This is a genomic window from Rhodococcus oxybenzonivorans (assembly GCF_003130705.1).
In the GTDB taxonomy this organism is placed as follows: Bacteria; Actinomycetota; Actinomycetes; order Mycobacteriales; family Mycobacteriaceae; genus Rhodococcus_F; species Rhodococcus_F oxybenzonivorans.
Genome location: NZ_CP021354.1, coordinates 6,404,518 through 6,419,551, shown reverse-complemented (window position 1 = coordinate 6,419,551; position 15,034 = coordinate 6,404,518). Strand labels below are relative to the sequence as shown.

Genomic DNA, 15,034 nt, shown 5'->3' with positions numbered 1-15,034 from the left:
AGCGTCAGCCCTCGACTCTCGCCTGGAGTCGGGGGCACACGCGTGGCCAGTCGTCGTCGGTCATGGAGAACAGTGCCGTGTTGCGCCAGGAACCGTCACGCCGTCGTCGGTGTTTACGCAGTATGCCTTCGAACTCGGCGCCCAACTTCGCGATGGCACCGCGGGAGTGGGCGTTGCGCTCGTCGGTGTGCCATTCCACGCGCACCGCGCCGAGGTCCTCGAAGGCGCGGCGAAGCAAGAGCAGCTTCGAATCCGCGTTGATCAGCGTTCCCTGCGCGGATCGCGACAGCCAGGTATGCCCGATCGCGAGACAACGGTTCCGCGGATCGATCAGGTAGTAGGAGGTGGACCCGACGAGGATGTCGGTGGCCAGGTCGATCTGTGCGTAGGCGAGTCGCGTCGGGTCTTCGTTCGCGGTTCGGACGAATGTCGCTGCATCTTTGCGGTCGGTGATGTCCACCGAGGTCCAGTGGAAGATTCGCGGGTCGTCGACGGCCGCGAGCAGCGCGTCGATGTGGTCGTCGCACAGCGGCTCGAGACGGACGTGGGTTCCGGTCAGGGTTGGCCGGGCAAACCAGGACTCGCTCATCTGGCGGGCTCCGGCGACTTGGCGAGGGTGAGTTCGGCGTCGGCATCCGGGTGAGTGGTCGGCGATGGCCGTCGGAGGGGTGCCCGGAGGAACACGAAGAACAGCACCACCAGTAGCCCGGCCCGTCCCCACACTCCGAATTGCACCAGCCACTCGAAGGTGTGCGGGTCCTCGCCCGCGGCGAGCGCACCGAAGTACTTGAAGACGCCGATACCCATCGCCAGGTCGGCCACCAGATAGGCCGCCACCAGTCCCCACGGCACCCTCAGCAGCACGAAGAACGGGATGAGCCACAGTGTGTACTGCGGGGAATGCACCTTGTGCAGCAACAGGAATCCACACAGCATGGCGGCGCTGACCGCGATCCACGGGAAGGTGCCGTTCCGCAGGAACCGCAGCCAGCCCAGACGCAGGGCGAGCGCGAAGGCAGCGCAGACGAGAAGCGGCGACAGGAGGCCGACGGTCTGGTCGTAGGCAGGCACCGGGGTGTCGAGGCCGATCGTGCCGAAGTGTGGCCGCAGACCCCAATACCAGATGGAGTTGGTGGTCATGTCGGCCTGACGGTTCTCCTGGAAGGTGAACGACGCCCGCCAGCCGCTGTAGGAGATGAGCGCGAACGGCAGATTGACGGCGACCACCGTGCAGATCGCCGCGGCCGCGACCGTGACGGCACCCCGGACGTCGTACCGGCGGTCCGCCGTGCGGTTCTGGGTGAGGACATACGCAATGAGGGGAAGGACGAACGCGCCAGGGTACAGCTTCAGGCAGAACCCGACGGCAAGGAGGACCGCGGCGACGACCGCGCGGGAGCGGAAGGGGAAACGCTCGATGCTCATCACGAAGATGGCGGCCACCGACGTGGCCACAACGGGAAGTTCCCAGTTGTGGAATGCGTAGAGCGTGAGCGGCGGGGTGGCCGACCACAGCAGTGCCCACCAACCACCGAGACGACCCAGCATCCAGGCGGTGAGCAGACCGAACGGTGCCAGGATCAGGGCCGAATGCAGAAGGAAATCGGCGTCGGTGTGCGAACCGATTCCGCCCAGCCACATGAGGATCCCGCTGAGAACCGGATACTCCACGGTGCCGCCGGTCAACATGCCGTCGGCATTGATCCCCCCGCTGACATACGGGAAGACGTGCAGGTTGATGTCGCGCCCGACCCACAGGAACTGGATGTCGGAGTAGCAGACCTGGGTGTCCTTGATGCGGTCGAAGATCAGGCTACGGCCCGCGGCGTCGAACGGCGCCCCCGTGCACCGGGCTTTGTTCAGGTATCCGGCGAGCATGGACAGGCCGCACAACCCGACGACGACAGCCGTGATCGACGTTCGCTGCCGAGCTCCGATGTGCATGAATCCACACTAGGGCGCGCCGGGCCCCCTGTGCGACGACAAACCGGGTCACTCCTTCAGCGGATCGTGGCCCCAGTTCATCAGCGAGTAGCGCCAGTGGGTGTCCCGGACGTCACCGGACGGTCTCTGCGCGAGGTGCCGGTGCACGTATCCGACGACCTTGCGCATGTGCTCGTAGTCGGCCTGCTCAAGGTCGGCCTTCTTCGTCCGGGTCACCTCGACGATCCGCCGGCCGCTGGCGTGCCCGGTCGACTCCCCGCCGCCCGACTTCTGGCCGACGGATTTCGACTCCTCCGTCTCGAGCCACTTCGCGAGTTCACCCGGGGTCATATTGACGGCGTCGCGGAATTCCTTCCACGTTTCCTCGTCGTCCGCCATCGTCAGTCGTCCTTCCGGTCGAGTGCATCCGGCTTGTGGACGGCGTCCTTCCCGCTCTTGTCGCTGCGCACCCGGTACTGCGGGTCGTCCTCGGAGGCGCGCACCGTCCGTCCGGCGGCTTCGGTATCCTCCGTGATTTTCTCCTCGACCTTGCCGGACGTGGTGGTGCCGTGAGTTTTCCACTCGACCTCGTCGCCCTTGTCGAACTTCTTGTCCGATGTCATGCGTGCCTCCCGTTGTCGACGTTCCCGCCTGATACCCCGTCGCGATCGCTGCCACACCTGCGCTCTGATTTCGCTGGTCAGGGGCTCGTCATGTAGCCTGCAAAGGTTGCTGACGCAACGACCCTCCTGCCACGGACAGCCCGTGGCCGTTTCACTAGTCCATAGGAGGTGATGAGGTCTTATGCGTCATTACGAATTGATGGTCATCCTTGACCCCAGCCTGGACGAGCGCACTGTCGCTCCTTCGCTGGATACGTTCCTCAATGTTGTTCGCCAGGACGGCGGCAAAATCGACAAGGTCGATGTCTGGGGTAAGCGTCGTCTCGCCTACGAGATCCTGAAGCACAGCGAAGGCATCTACGCGGTGATCGATATCAGCGCTACTCCCGCCACCGTTGCGGAGCTCGACCGTCAGCTGGGTCTGAACGAGTCGGTGCTGCGTACGAAGGTTCTGCGCCACAACAAGTGATTTCTGTCGGCCACCAGCCCTAGGCTCGTGACCAACCGAACTCCACATTCTGCAGGAGGAACCATATGGCAGGCGACACCGTCATCACCGTCATCGGAAACTTGACGGCTGATCCGGAGCTTCGATTCACCCCCGCGGGTGCCGCGGTCGCGAACTTCACCGTTGCGTCCACGCCCCGCACCTTCGACCGTCAGACCAATGAATGGAAAGACGGCGAAGCCCTGTTTCTGCGTTGCAACATCTGGCGCGAAGCAGCCGAGAACGTGGCGGAGAGCTTGACCCGCGGCTCGCGAGTAATCGTGAGTGGCCGGCTCAAGCAGCGCTCCTACGAAACTCGTGAAGGTGAAAAGCGCACTGTCGTCGAGCTCGAGGTCGACGAGATCGGCCCCTCGCTGAAGTACGCCACGGCCAAGGTCAACAAGGCCAACCGTGGTGGCGGCGGCGGTGGTGGCTTCGGTTCCTCCGGCGGTTCAGGCGGCGGACGTCCGCAATCCAACACTGGCGGAGACGATCCGTGGGGTAGTGCGCCGCAGGCGTCCGGCTCCTTCGGAGGCTCTGGTGGTGGGAGCGACGAGCCCCCGTTCTGATCCGTACCTGATCGGAACATCCAGAAAAGAGCGAACAAATGCCGAAGCCGCCCTTGCGCGACAAGGTAATGAAGAAGAAGGTCTGCGCTTTCTGCAAAGAAAAAAACACGCAGATCAACTACAAGGACACGACGCTTCTGCGTAAGTACGTCAGCGACCGCGGCAAGATCCGCGCGCGCCGTGTCACCGGCAACTGCGTCCAGCACCAGCGCGACGTTGCCATTGCCGTCAAGAACTCACGTGAGGTGGCGTTGCTGCCTTACGCCACCGTGGCTCGCTAAGGAAAGGGAGGGAAGACATGAAGCTCATCCTCACCGCTGACGTGGACAACCTCGGTGCGCCTGGCGACACCGTCGAGGTCAAGGACGGCTACGGCCGTAACTACCTGCTGCCCCGCGGCCTGGCCATTGTTGCCAGCCGTGGCGCCGAGAAGCAGGTCGAGGGCATCCGTCGTGCTCAGGAAGCTCGCGCTGTGCGTGGTCTCGATCATGCCAAGGAGCTCAAGGCTGCCATCGAAGGTCTCGAGAACGTGTCGCTGACGGTCAAAACCGCCGGTGACTCGGGCAAGCTGTTCGGCTCGGTCACCGCGGCTGATGTCGCCGGTGCCATCAAGGCCGCAGGCGGACCCGTCGTCGACAAGCGCAGCCTCGAGCTGCCGAAGGCTCACATCAAGGCGACCGGCAAGCATGCCATCGTCGTGAACCTGCACCCCGACGTGGTCGCCAAGTTCCACCTGAACGTCGTCGCCGCCTAGTCGACTCGTTCGCTGCACGGGCCCCCACGCGCTTCGGCGTGTGGGGGCCCGCGTCTGTCCATGCGGATTTCTCGGACATTTCGGGTCGTGAACTGGCCGGGACCATGCATTCCAGGGTGTGTCTGGAAGTTAGCCGCGCATTCTGCGTCGAGTGACCTGGATCATACGCGTGCGCGGTGGAGACGAACTCAACACGCCCGACTGGTCGACGCGAGAGACACGCCGAACGGGTTTTCATCCACAGTGGGGAAAGCGTGAAAAACGGTGCTGACCTGTGGGTATGGGAATGTGATGTGTACTTATCCTCAGGTTATCCCCATGGGGTTAACAAACGTACCCAGCGGTTTCCACATTTTGTCCCCAGCTGTGTACACAGGCTGGTTTGTACACGGCTTGGCTAATCCCTAACGTCGTCCCGGCGTGTCTCACGATTCCGGAGCCGGCTCTCGCGGAGAGCCTGCGAAGGTTGTCGGTAGGGCCGAGTACAAAAGGTTCGTGCACCACGGGGACTGCAGTTTCCGAGCGGCGCAACAGTGATGGGGAAGGTCGGTCGAGTGGCTGTAGTAGACGATCGGGGCCGTTCCGAATACCCGGGGCCGCCCGACGCGGAACCCGGTGAAGAGTTCGGTCGCCAGCCACCTCAGGACATGGCGGCGGAGCAGTCGGTCCTCGGCGGCATGCTACTCAGCAAGGACGCCATCGCCGACGTGCTCGAGGTGCTTCGTCCGGGCGACTTCTACCGTCCCGCGCATCAATCGGTGTACGACGCGATCCTCGACCTCTACAGCCGCGGTGAGCCCGCCGACCCCGTGACGGTGTCGGCGGAACTGGACCGTCGTGGTGAGCTCCGCCGGGTGGGTGGTGCTTCCTACCTGGTGACATTGACCCAGACCGTGCCCACGGCCGCTAACGCCGGTTACTACGCCGAGATCGTCGCCGAGAAAGCCATCCTGCGTCGCCTCGTCGACGCCGGCACCCGCATCGTCCAGTACGGCTACACCGGCGCCGACGGGCAGGACGTCGCCGAGGTCGTCGACCGCGCACAGGCAGAGATCTTCGAGGTCACCGAACGCCGCACCACCGAGGACTTCGTCCCCCTCGAGGAACTCCTGCAGCCCACGATGGACGAGATCGACTCCATCGCCAGTCGCGGCGGCATCTCCCTGGGCGTGCCCACCGGCTTCGTCGAACTCGACGAAATCACCAACGGCCTCCACCCCGGGCAGATGATCATCGTCGCAGCGCGGCCCGGTGTGGGTAAGTCGACCCTGGGAATGGATTTTTTGCGCTCGTGCTCCGTGAAGCACGGCATGGCCAGCGTCATGTTCTCGCTCGAGATGAGCAAGACCGAGATCGTCATGCGTCTGCTGTCAGCGGAGGCGAAGATCAAGCTCGGTGACATGCGTTCCGGCAAGATGACGGACGACGACTGGACGAAGCTCGCCCGGCGCATGAGCGAGATCAGTGAGGCGCCGCTTTTCATCGACGACTCGCCCAACCTCACCATGATGGAGATCCGCGCAAAAGCCCGGCGGCTCAAGCAGAAACACGACATCAAGCTCATCGTCATCGACTACCTGCAGCTGATGAGCTCCGGCAAGAAGGTCGAATCCCGTCAGCAGGAAGTCTCCGAATTCTCCCGTAGCCTGAAGCTTCTGGCGAAGGAACTCGAGGTCCCGGTGGTCGCGATCTGCCAGCTCAACCGTGGCCCCGAACAGCGCCAGGACAAGCGTCCTCAGGTGGCCGACCTTCGTGAATCCGGCTCCCTCGAGCAGGACGCCGACATGGTGATCCTGCTCTACCGCCCCGACGCCACCGAACGCGACGACCCACGCGGCGGAGAAGCCGACCTGATCCTCGGCAAACACCGTAACGGCCCCACCGCCACCATCACCGTGGCGCACCAGCTCCACCTGTCCAAGTTCGTGGACATGGCGCGGGGGTAGTTTCGCGACAGTTCCAGCAGCTTGCCTGCTTGCTGCCGCCGCCCCTCTCTCCTCCTGTACTCGGCCTGTTGCCTGTCCGGATGCTCGTCCCACCGGACGCTTCGGCGACCGCCTTGTCGGTCCGAAGAAACGCTTCCTTATGATGAGGCGTCGGGCGCGCCGGTGTCCGCGAGTCACGAAACCGGCTCCGGTGATCCAGGTCACTGCTGGTGGAAGGGTGTGCGCTCGCCGGCATCCGATCCAAGGACACATGAGCCGGGAAGGCAGACAAGCGCAGTGAGCACAGTGGAACTGGCCCAGTGGAACTCCGAGGAAGCTCTCGCGGAGGCGATGATCCCGATCATCGGCGGCCTGCACCGCAGACGTTCGGTGACGATCCTGCTTCACAGCCGCTCCCTGGTGAACAAGTCGGTCATCAGTATCCTGCGGACCCATCGTTTCGCCCGGCAGATCAGCGGCGACGAACTGTCCGTCGAGGAGACGTTCCCCTTCCTCGAAGCGCTGACTCACCTCGACCTTCGGCCCTCGAAGGTCGACCTCGGACTGCTGGTGATGGCCTATCGCGCCAACGGTGACGGAGCATCGGTCCCAGAGTTCGTTGCACGGAGCCTCGCCGACCTGGTCGGCGGCGCCCACACGAGTCCCGCGCAGCCCCAGGACGTGGTCCTGTACGGATTCGGGCGTATCGGTCGCCTCGTCGCTCGACTGCTCATCGAGAAGGCCGGTTCGGGCAACGGGCTGAACCTACGTGCCGTGGTGGTCCGCAAGGGTGGCAGCGACGATCTGATCAAGCGCGCATCGTTGCTGCGCCGTGACTCCGTCCACGGGCAGTTCAACGGCACGATCAAGGTCGACACAGACAACAACACGCTGATCGCCAACGGCAACGTCATCAAGTTCATTTACAGCAACGACCCGGAGAGCCTCGACTACACCGAGCATGGCATCGACAACGCCATCCTGATCGACAACACCGGAATCTGGCGCGACCGCGACGGACTGTCGAAGCACCTCCGCCCCGGCGTCGCGAAGGTGGTGCTCACCGCCCCCGGCAAGGGAGACGTCCCGAACATCGTGCACGGCGTCAATCACCGCGACCTCGACCCGAACGAGCAGATCGTGTCCTGCGCGTCCTGCACCACCAATGCCATCGTCCCGCCGCTGAAGACCATGGACGACGAATTCGGTGTGTCCCGAGGGCACGTCGAGACCGTGCACTCGTTCACCAACGACCAGAACCTCCTGGACAACTACCACAAGGCCGACCGTCGTGGTCGTTCGGCGCCGTTCAACCTCGTGCTCACGGAGACCGGAGCCGCGTCGGCGGTCGCCAAGGCGCTCCCCGAGCTGAAGGCCAAGATCACTGGCAACTCGATCCGCGTTCCCACTCCGGACGTTTCCGTCGCGATCCTCCACCTTCAGCTGGGTCGCGAGACCACCCGGGAGGAGGTGCTCGCGCATCTCAGCCAGGAGTCGCTCACCGGAGCGCTGAGCCGGAACCTCGACTACACCGCTGCAACCGACGCCGTGTCCAGTGACTTCATCGGTTCGCGCGCCGCGTGCATCGTCGACGCGAACGCGACGATCGTCGACGGCGACACCGCCATCCTCTACGTCTGGTATGACAACGAGTTCGGATACTCGTGCCAGGTGGTGCGCACTGTCCAGTACCTGTCCGGTGTGGAGTACCCCATCTACCCCGCGGTCGACGCCGCTGATGCGATGTCCGTGGTCTGACCGGCGGCACGTAGGTTCGCGGCGCCCGGGCCGAGCAGTGGCTGCTCTCCCGGGCGTCGTCGCGTATTCGGTGGCCTCGCCGCTGAAAGCTTGTCGTTCGTATGGTTCCGCCGCGACCGATCTCGTGACCGTGCGCGAAGCCGGCCGCAGTCAACTCCGCTGTGACCGCGACAACCGCGGCATGCTGCCTTTCTAGCGGGTCACCTGTGGGCACCGGTGTCAGTCCCGCGTCGACGTATCCGAATCGGCGTCGTCTCCGGACGATTCATCGACCACACTCGGCGGGGCCGTCCTCGGAGCCGAGCACGAGCCTCACCCGGACATGAAACCGGCGCCGTCTTCACCGTGTAGAGCAGAGATCAGTGAGACCCTACGGGTGTGGAGTTGCTCATGCCTGCCAATCCGGACCCGGATTCCAAGCTGCCCTATCTGCTCCGGCTGCCCATCGACGGCGGCCTCGTGCTGCGCACCGCAGGAACCTGGCCCCGCACCAAAGCGCTGTACTGCCACCCGGTTCCGATCAGCGAGTGGCCAGAACACCCCGAGGTTGTCGAACGCGTACGACTGCGGTCGTGCGCCCGGCGCGGCGCCGCCATCGACCTCATCCTCGACCGCGGAAGGGAGAATCGGTCCCAGATCGTCTTCACCACCGCCCGCGGCCGCGACATGGTGTTCTGGCAGTCCCCGCGCACCCGTAAACAAGCCCGACCAAAGGTCAGCACCCCCACCGCCCGCGCCGCCGGGATCGCCGACCTGCACATCGTCGTCGACTCGCACGAGCGATACCCGTACCGGTTCACCGACCAGCAGGTCACCACGGTCAAACGCGCCCTACCGTGTGGAGATTACGGACTGCTGCGCGAGGACACCTTGATCGCTTCGGTCGAACGCAAATCACTCCCCGACCTGGTATCGAGCCTTACCAGCGGAAAGCTGCGCTATGCCCTCGCCGAACTCGCTGCGCTACCCCGCGCCGCCGTCGTGGTGGAGGACCGCTACTCGGCGATATACGCCCTCGACCGGGTCCGGCCCGCCGTCGTCGCGGACGGGCTCGCCGAACTCCAGATTCGCTGGCCGAACGTGCCGCTCGTCTTCTGCGAAACCCGCGCCCTCGCCGAACAATGGACCTACCGGTACCTTGCGGCCGCCCACATCTGGGCCGATGTCGACACCGCAGCACCCGCCTCGGGCGCACCGGCGGATAACGACACTCCCGCCGAGGCGCCCGCGCCGTCCACCTCCGAGGTTCGCGCGTGGGCCCGCGGCCAGGGCTTCCCCGTGCCTGACCGCGGCCGATTGCGTCCCGAGGTCTGGGACGCCTACACCGCCGCCCATCCCGAACTCTGACAGGAATCCTCGGCGCGGTATGCGGCAACGGGTCACTGTTCGGATCGGATTCGAAAGTGCAGTCGACTTCGCATACCTTGGGCACTTCCTCTCCAGCGCCGTTCAGTTTGGCGATTTGTGCGGTCCCGAAGAGCGTCTCGGGATCAGGGTGGGCAGAGCACGCCGGATCGGATCGCTGATCGCTGCGGAAGAGAACAGCAGATCGAGGGCAGTGGCGGCGATCTGGTCGAATGGGGTGCGCACCGAGGTCAGGGGAACCGGCAGTCGCTGCGCGAGTGGGATGTCGTTGTAACCGACCAGGGCCAGATCCTCACCGACAGAGAGCGACCGTTGGTGCGCTGCGGCCATGACTCCGAGCGCGAGGTTGTCGTTCGCGGCGAAGACGGCTGTCGGACGAGTCGAGGAGGCGACGAGCCGACGTCCGGCGTCCTCGCCACTCTCGATTCCGAATCCGGACTCGATGATCCAGTCCGGATCGAGGGTGATCCCTGCTTCGCGAACGGCTTTCATCGCGCCGGCGAGGCGCCCGGTGGCGGTCGAGGTGAACAGCGGGCCGGACAGCACCGCGATGTCTGTGTGCCCGAGGTCGATCAGGTGCCGGGTGGCGAGGTAGCCACCGGCCTCGTCGTCACCGATCGAGGACGGGCTGACGCCGTCGGTGCGCAACACCAGCGCGTGCGGCAGGCCTTGTTCTCTCAGTTGCCGCGGGAGGGGGTCTTCGCGGCGGCTGGAGGCGATGATCAGGCCGTCGACATTGCGACCGAGGAGAGTCTGCGCCGCCTGTTGCTCGTCGGCGGGGTCGTCGCCGGTGGTCGCGACGACGGTGAAGTAACCGAGCCGATGCGCAGCCCGCCCGATCGCCTCGAACATCAGCGCCATGACCGTGTCGCTGAGCCGCGGCACCAGCACCCCGATGGTGGCGGTGTGGCCGCGCCGGAGGCTGGAGGCGAAGGTGTTGCGCCGGTAGCCGAGTTGATCGGCGACCGCGCGGACGCGTTCGGCCGTCGCCGACCGCGACGGCGGCACCCGGTCGTCGAGCACGCGGCTCACCGTCGAGGTGCTTACCCCCGCGGCCTCCGCGACCTCACGCAGAGTCACTACCCGATTCTTGCCGTGTGCGTTTGCTTCCACGATCTTCCTGTCTACCTCCCCGGCGCCGCCGCGAACCCACGGTGACGTCCCGTTCACACCGCCACGGTCACGTGACGCTTGACACAATCGCCGATTCTACTGCACGATGAAATCGTTCACGGGAACGTTCCCGGGAACGTTTGCACAACGTCGATCGGAAAGAGAATCATGAGCACACTCGACCTTCGCGGACTCACTCCGGCGCCGGTAACACCCTTCACCCGTGACGGCGACGTCGACTACGACGCCATCGCGCGCCTCGGCTCGTGGCTCGGCAGTGTCGACGGCGTCAAGGGCCTGGTCGTGCTCGGCCACGCCGGTGAGGGAACCTTCCTCACCCAGGACGAGCAGGTTCGCGTCATCGCCGCTTTCAAGGACTCCGTGGACGGCCGGCTGCCCATCATCGCCGGCATCACCGGCGAAGGGACCGCCGTCTCCGTGGAAGAAGCGCGCCGGGCGGTCGACGCCGGCGCCTCCGCCGGCCTGGTCTACCCATCCCATGGGTGGTTGCGGTTCGGCTACCAGGAGGGTGCACCGCAGGATCGCTACAAGGCGATCTATGAAGGGTCGGGCTTGCCGCTGATTCTGTTCCAGTACCCGGACGTCACCAAGGCCACGTACAACCTGGACACCCAGCTCGAGATCGCCGCTCAGCCGGGCGTGTTCGCCACCAAGAACGGGGTGCGGAACATGCGCCGGTGGGACCGTGAGATCCCGGTCCTGCGCCGCGAGAACCCCGACCTGCAGATTCTGAGCTGCCACGACGAGTATCTGCTGCACACGGTGTTCGACGTCGACGGCCTGCTGGTCGGCTACGGCGGCCTCGCTCCCGAGCCGCTGGTCGAGCTGATCGCAGCCGGGAAGGCCAAGGACTACCCCGCGGCCCGGGCCATCCACGACCGCCTGCTGCCGGTGACGGCCAATGTCTATCACCGCGGCTCGCACATGGAGGGCACCGTCGCGCTCAAGGAAGGTCTGGTGGCCCGCGGCATCCTCGAGCACGCCACCGTCCGCCCGCCGCTGCTTCCGTTGGCCGAGGGTGCCGGTGCCGAGATCGCCGCGGCCCTGCAGTCGGCCGGCTTGTCCGCGGTCACCGTTCCCGCCTGACCCAGCACACCCCGTCGGACCAGTTCCCGGGCATTTCCCGGAATCTGCCGTGCGCGTTCCCGCCGGCCCGGCCCGGATATTCCGGGCCGGGCAGCGCCCCCAGTAGCCCCGGCCCACCGCGGCCGTACGTCGCCGTAGCTTCCCTTCGAGCCGGCGGCGCCGACCACACGTCAGCGCCGCACACCGCATCGGCGGTTCGAACACCAGAAAGTAGGCTCACAATGAGTCAGCAATCTCGTACGTCAGTCGAATCGGCCGGAGGCGATGCTGTGGTCGCGGACACTCCTCGACCACCCGCCGGCTCGCGCCGGGCGCAACGCACCTGGGTCCGCACCCTGACGATGGCGGGGCCCGCGTTCATCGCCGGCGCGTGGCAGTTCGGTCCCGGCAACCTCGCCAGCGCCGTCCAGGCCGGCAGTGAATACAGCTATTCCCTGATCTGGGTCATCGCCCTCTCGACCGTTTTCATGCTCGTCTACGCGGACATGAGCGTCCGACTCGGTATCCGCACGCCGGTGTCCATGATCAGCTCGGTGAAAGACGTGCTGGGTCGCCGTGTCGGCGTCGCCGCCGGAGTCGGCGTCTTCATCATCACCCTGTGTTTCTCGGTCGGTAACGCCGTCGGTTCCGGTCTGGGTCTGTCCATGGTCTTCGGTGGGTCCCCGCTCATCTGGTCCGCGGTCTGTACCACCTTCGTCGGTCTGATCTTGTTGTTCCGCAACGTATACCGCACCGTCGAACGAGTCCTGCTGGTGATAGTCGCGCTGCTGGCGGCCACCTTCGTCATCAGCGCCGTCATCGCCCAGCCCGACTGGTTTCAGGCCGTGAACGGGCTCGTCCCCTCCATCCCGCCCGGCGGACAACTCCTCGTCGTCGCCCTGGTCGGCACCAACTTCTCGCTCAACGCCGCCTTCTTCACCTCGTACGGCACCCACGAACGAAAGCGCACCGCGGCCGAATACCGGCAGACCACCATTGCCGACACCGTTCCGGGCATCGTGGCACCGGGCATCATGACTTCGCTCGTCATCATCGTCGCGGCCGCCGTCCTCGGACGGGCGGACACCGAAGCAACCACTCTCGCCGGCCTGGCAAAGATCTTCGAACCACTCGCCGGCCCCGTCGGATCGACGATCTTCGCCCTCGGCCTGTCCGGGGCCGCGTTCTCCGCGATGGTTGCCAACGCCACCGCCGGCGGCACCATGCTCTCGGACGCGCTCGACAAAGGACCTTCGCCCAGCACGCTGACGGCCAAACGCACCAGCGCCGTGATCCTCGCCTTCGGTCTCGTCATCACGATCCTGTTCACGAAGTCGCCGGTCCAGCTCATCATCGTCGCTCAGGCGCTGACTGTCCTGATCGCACCGTTCCTCGGGTTCCTGCTCTTCGTGATGAGCAACAACTCCCAGCTGATGGGCAACCTCCGCAACACCTGGTGGAAGAACGTCATCGGGGCGCTCGGTTTCGTCTCGATCCTGTCTTTGTCCGGCCTGCTGATCTACGAACTGCTCAGCTGAAACAGGCAAGACGACGGGTCGGCACACCACACGGTGCGCCGACCCGCCTCTGGTGAAGTAGTCAGTTGCCGGCGAGGGTGCGGCTGATAACCAATCGTTGGATCTGGTTGGTGCCCTCGAAGATCTGGGTGATCTTCGCTTCCCGCATGTACCGCTCGACGCGGAAGTCGCGGGTGTAGCCGTAGCCGCCGAGCACCTGGACGGCGTCGGTGGTGACCTTCATGGCCGCGTCGGTGGCGACGAGTTTGGCCACCGAAGCGTTGCGGGAGTAGGGCAGTCCGGCATCACGGCGGCGCGCTGCGTCGATGTAGGTGGCGCGCGCCGAGTCGACTGCGGCGGCCATGTCGGCGAGCAGGAATCCGAGCCCCTGGTGGTCGATGATCTTCTTGCCGAATGCCGACCGTTCCTTGGCATAGCTCACGGCTTCGTCGAGCGCGGCCTGGGCGAGACCGACGGCGACGGCGGCGATACCGAGGCGCCCGGAATCGAGTGCACTGAAGGCGATCTGCAGACCCTGCCCCTCCGCGCCGATCCGCCGTTCGACCGGGACGAAGGCGTCGTCGTAGTGGGCCGACGTCGTGGGTACCGCGTGCAGGCCCATCTTCTCCTCGGGCTTGCCGAACGAGAGGCCCTCGGTGCCCTTCGGTACCAGGAAGCAGGAAATGCCCTTCGACCCCTCGCCGGTACGGGCGAAGAGATTGTAGAAATCGGCAATTCCGCCGTGGGTGATCCACGCCTTCGCACCGTTCACCACATATCCGCCATCAGTCGCGGCAGCCTTGCATGCCAGCGCGGCGGCATCCGATCCGGCTTGCGGCTCCGACAGGCTGTACGCGCCGATGGTGTTGCCGCCCAGCATGTCCGGAAGCCACTGCTGCTTCTGCTCGTCCGTGCCGAAGGCCATCAGGGGATGGCAGGCGAGGCTGTGGACGCTGACCGCCACCGCGACCGCCGCCCACCGGGCGGCGATTTCCTCGAGAACCTGCAGGTACACCTCGTAGGGCTGTCCGCCGCCGCCCCACTCCTCCGGATACGGCAGGCTCAGCAGTCCGGCCTCACCGAGGGTGGCGAAGACCCCCTCGGGATACGTTTCGGACTTTTCGTGCTCGTCGACGATCGGCGCCAGGACCTTGTCGGCGACATCGCGCGTGAGCTGAATCAGGTCACGAGCTTCGTCGGTGGGCAGCAAACGATCGACGGCCACGAAATTTCTCCTCGAGAAGACGACAGAACAGTACTGAGCTACGGCCCACAGTACTGATGCGAAAGTAGTACTGCAAGGAATGCGCCAGTACTATCCGGTGTATGGAGCAGATCACCCGACCGGGATTCGCGACGCGACGGCGCACCCAGCTCTTCGACGCGCTGGTCGACCTCTTCCTGGCCGAAGGATTCGCCCATCTGACTCTCGACGAGATCGCCGCGCGGCTGCGGTGCTCCAAATCCACCCTCTACACCCTCGCCGACAGCAAGGAGCAGCTCGTCCGGGAGGCCACGGTGCATTTCTTCCGCCGCGCCACCGAGGACGTCGAGTCGCACATCGCAGAAATCAACGGGGCCCGAGAGCGGATCAGCGCCTACCTGTCCGCAGTCGGGACCGCACTTACGGCCGCGTCCGACCAGTTCATGGCCGACCTCGACGCCTTCCCGCCGGCCCGCGAGGTCTACGAGCAGAACACACAGATCGCGGCCGGGCGCGTCAAGGCTTTGATCGACGACGGTGTGGCCGGCGGAGACTTCCGTGACGTCCATGCCGCGTTCGCCGCCGATCTCGTGACCACCATGATGGTGCGCATTCAGCAACGCGGGGTCCGCGACAGCACCGGCCTCGACGACGCCCACGCCTACCGCGAACTCGCCGCCATCCTCACCGCAGGAATCAGTGCCTGAACA

General features: G+C 65.3%; 16 protein-coding genes. 10 read left to right on the top strand and 6 right to left on the bottom strand.

Annotated features, from left to right (window positions below; genetic code table 11):
• Positions 1–4: 4 nt before the first annotated feature.
• From CBI38_RS29800 to CBI38_RS29785, 4 genes are read right to left on the bottom strand one after another with little or no spacing between them, the layout of a single operon-like run.
• Entirely contained in the window at positions 5–589 is a 585-nt protein-coding gene (locus CBI38_RS29800) for a GNAT family N-acetyltransferase (RefSeq protein ID WP_109334611.1), read from the bottom strand.
• Positions 586–1,944 carry a glycosyltransferase family 87 protein gene (locus tag CBI38_RS29795; protein WP_109334610.1) on the bottom strand — a complete coding sequence of 453 codons (1,359 nt, stop codon included), beginning with the start codon at positions 1,942–1,944 and terminating at the stop codon, positions 586–588. The genes CBI38_RS29800 and CBI38_RS29795 overlap by 4 nt, the downstream gene beginning before the upstream one ends.
• Positions 1,945–1,992: 48 nt before the next feature.
• On the bottom strand, positions 1,993–2,322 hold the full coding sequence (locus CBI38_RS29790) for a DUF3140 domain-containing protein (RefSeq protein WP_109334609.1): 330 nt from the start codon (positions 2,320–2,322) through the stop codon (positions 1,993–1,995).
• A 2-nt stretch (positions 2,323–2,324) separates the two neighbouring features.
• Positions 2,325–2,546 carry a hypervirulence associated TUDOR domain-containing protein gene (locus tag CBI38_RS29785; protein ID WP_109334608.1) on the bottom strand — a complete coding sequence of 74 codons (222 nt, stop codon included), beginning with the start codon at positions 2,544–2,546 and terminating at the stop codon, positions 2,325–2,327.
• A gap of 181 nt (positions 2,547–2,727) precedes the next feature.
• Here CBI38_RS29785 and rpsF point away from each other — a divergent pair, with 181 nt between their 5' ends.
• From rpsF to CBI38_RS29750, 7 genes are all read left to right on the top strand, one after another.
• Positions 2,728–3,015 carry a 30S ribosomal protein S6 gene (gene rpsF / locus CBI38_RS29780; protein WP_005249677.1) on the top strand — a complete coding sequence of 96 codons (288 nt, stop codon included), beginning with the start codon at positions 2,728–2,730 and terminating at the stop codon, positions 3,013–3,015.
• A gap of 65 nt (positions 3,016–3,080) precedes the next feature.
• Positions 3,081–3,602 carry a single-stranded DNA-binding protein gene (locus CBI38_RS29775; protein ID WP_109334607.1) on the top strand — a complete coding sequence of 174 codons (522 nt, stop codon included), beginning with the start codon at positions 3,081–3,083 and terminating at the stop codon, positions 3,600–3,602.
• Positions 3,603–3,640: 38 nt separating this feature from the next.
• Complete coding sequence (gene rpsR / locus CBI38_RS29770) at positions 3,641–3,883, top strand: 30S ribosomal protein S18 (RefSeq protein WP_109334606.1); 243 nt, start codon at positions 3,641–3,643, stop codon at positions 3,881–3,883.
• Positions 3,884–3,900: 17 nt separating this feature from the next.
• Positions 3,901–4,356, top strand: a complete 456-nt coding sequence (rplI, locus tag CBI38_RS29765; protein ID WP_109334605.1) for a 50S ribosomal protein L9 — start codon at positions 3,901–3,903, stop codon at positions 4,354–4,356.
• 554 nt (positions 4,357–4,910) lie between these two features.
• Positions 4,911–6,302, top strand: a complete 1,392-nt coding sequence (dnaB, locus tag CBI38_RS29760) for a replicative DNA helicase (RefSeq protein ID WP_109335474.1) — start codon at positions 4,911–4,913, stop codon at positions 6,300–6,302.
• Positions 6,303–6,578: 276 nt separating this feature from the next.
• Positions 6,579–8,039, top strand: a complete 1,461-nt coding sequence (locus tag CBI38_RS29755) for a glyceraldehyde-3-phosphate dehydrogenase (protein ID WP_109334604.1) — start codon at positions 6,579–6,581, stop codon at positions 8,037–8,039.
• A gap of 390 nt (positions 8,040–8,429) precedes the next feature.
• Positions 8,430–9,386, top strand: coding sequence for an ERCC4 domain-containing protein (locus tag CBI38_RS29750; RefSeq protein WP_204164847.1), 957 nt, complete (start codon positions 8,430–8,432; stop codon positions 9,384–9,386).
• A 102-nt stretch (positions 9,387–9,488) separates the two neighbouring features.
• Here CBI38_RS29750 and CBI38_RS29745 read toward each other — a convergent pair whose 3' ends face one another.
• Positions 9,489–10,517: a LacI family DNA-binding transcriptional regulator gene (locus CBI38_RS29745; RefSeq protein ID WP_230990013.1), complete on the bottom strand. Its 1,029-nt coding sequence runs from the start codon at positions 10,515–10,517 to the stop codon at positions 9,489–9,491.
• Between the two features lie 168 nt (positions 10,518–10,685).
• Between CBI38_RS29745 and CBI38_RS29740 the strand changes: the two genes are divergently transcribed.
• Together CBI38_RS29740 and CBI38_RS29735 are read left to right on the top strand one after the other, a co-directional pair.
• Positions 10,686–11,624 carry a dihydrodipicolinate synthase family protein gene (locus CBI38_RS29740; RefSeq protein ID WP_109334602.1) on the top strand — a complete coding sequence of 313 codons (939 nt, stop codon included), beginning with the start codon at positions 10,686–10,688 and terminating at the stop codon, positions 11,622–11,624.
• Between the two features lie 341 nt (positions 11,625–11,965).
• On the top strand, positions 11,966–13,141 hold the full coding sequence (locus CBI38_RS29735) for an Nramp family divalent metal transporter (RefSeq protein WP_109335472.1): 1,176 nt from the start codon (positions 11,966–11,968) through the stop codon (positions 13,139–13,141).
• 61 nt (positions 13,142–13,202) lie between these two features.
• Here CBI38_RS29735 and CBI38_RS29730 read toward each other — a convergent pair whose 3' ends face one another.
• A complete protein-coding gene (locus CBI38_RS29730) occupies positions 13,203–14,345 on the bottom strand; it encodes an acyl-CoA dehydrogenase family protein (RefSeq protein ID WP_109334601.1) in 1,143 nt (380 codons plus the stop codon).
• A 101-nt stretch (positions 14,346–14,446) separates the two neighbouring features.
• Here CBI38_RS29730 and CBI38_RS29725 point away from each other — a divergent pair, with 101 nt between their 5' ends.
• Positions 14,447–15,031, top strand: a complete 585-nt coding sequence (locus CBI38_RS29725) for a TetR/AcrR family transcriptional regulator (protein ID WP_109334599.1) — start codon at positions 14,447–14,449, stop codon at positions 15,029–15,031.
• The last annotated feature ends 3 nt before the right edge of the window (positions 15,032–15,034 follow it).

Excerpts from the sequence above, each read along its gene's own strand:
- CBI38_RS29800 (WP_109334611.1), bottom strand. The coding sequence starts at position 589 with ATGAGCGAGTCCTGGTTTGCCCGGCCAACCCTGACCGGAACCCACGTC.
- CBI38_RS29795 (WP_109334610.1), bottom strand. The coding sequence starts at position 1,944 with ATGCACATCGGAGCTCGGCAGCGAACGTCGATCACGGCTGTCGTCGTC.
- CBI38_RS29790 (WP_109334609.1), bottom strand. The coding sequence starts at position 2,322 with ATGGCGGACGACGAGGAAACGTGGAAGGAATTCCGCGACGCCGTCAAT.
- CBI38_RS29785 (WP_109334608.1), bottom strand. The coding sequence starts at position 2,546 with ATGACATCGGACAAGAAGTTCGACAAGGGCGACGAGGTCGAGTGGAAA.
- rpsF (WP_005249677.1), top strand. The coding sequence starts at position 2,728 with ATGCGTCATTACGAATTGATGGTCATCCTTGACCCCAGCCTGGACGAG.
- CBI38_RS29775 (WP_109334607.1), top strand. The coding sequence starts at position 3,081 with ATGGCAGGCGACACCGTCATCACCGTCATCGGAAACTTGACGGCTGAT.
- rpsR (WP_109334606.1), top strand. The coding sequence starts at position 3,641 with ATGCCGAAGCCGCCCTTGCGCGACAAGGTAATGAAGAAGAAGGTCTGC.
- rplI (WP_109334605.1), top strand. The coding sequence starts at position 3,901 with ATGAAGCTCATCCTCACCGCTGACGTGGACAACCTCGGTGCGCCTGGC.
- CBI38_RS29750 (WP_204164847.1), top strand. The coding sequence starts at position 8,430 with ATGCCTGCCAATCCGGACCCGGATTCCAAGCTGCCCTATCTGCTCCGG.
- CBI38_RS29740 (WP_109334602.1), top strand. The coding sequence starts at position 10,686 with ATGAGCACACTCGACCTTCGCGGACTCACTCCGGCGCCGGTAACACCC.
- CBI38_RS29735 (WP_109335472.1), top strand. The coding sequence starts at position 11,966 with ATGGCGGGGCCCGCGTTCATCGCCGGCGCGTGGCAGTTCGGTCCCGGC.
- CBI38_RS29725 (WP_109334599.1), top strand. The coding sequence starts at position 14,447 with ATGGAGCAGATCACCCGACCGGGATTCGCGACGCGACGGCGCACCCAG.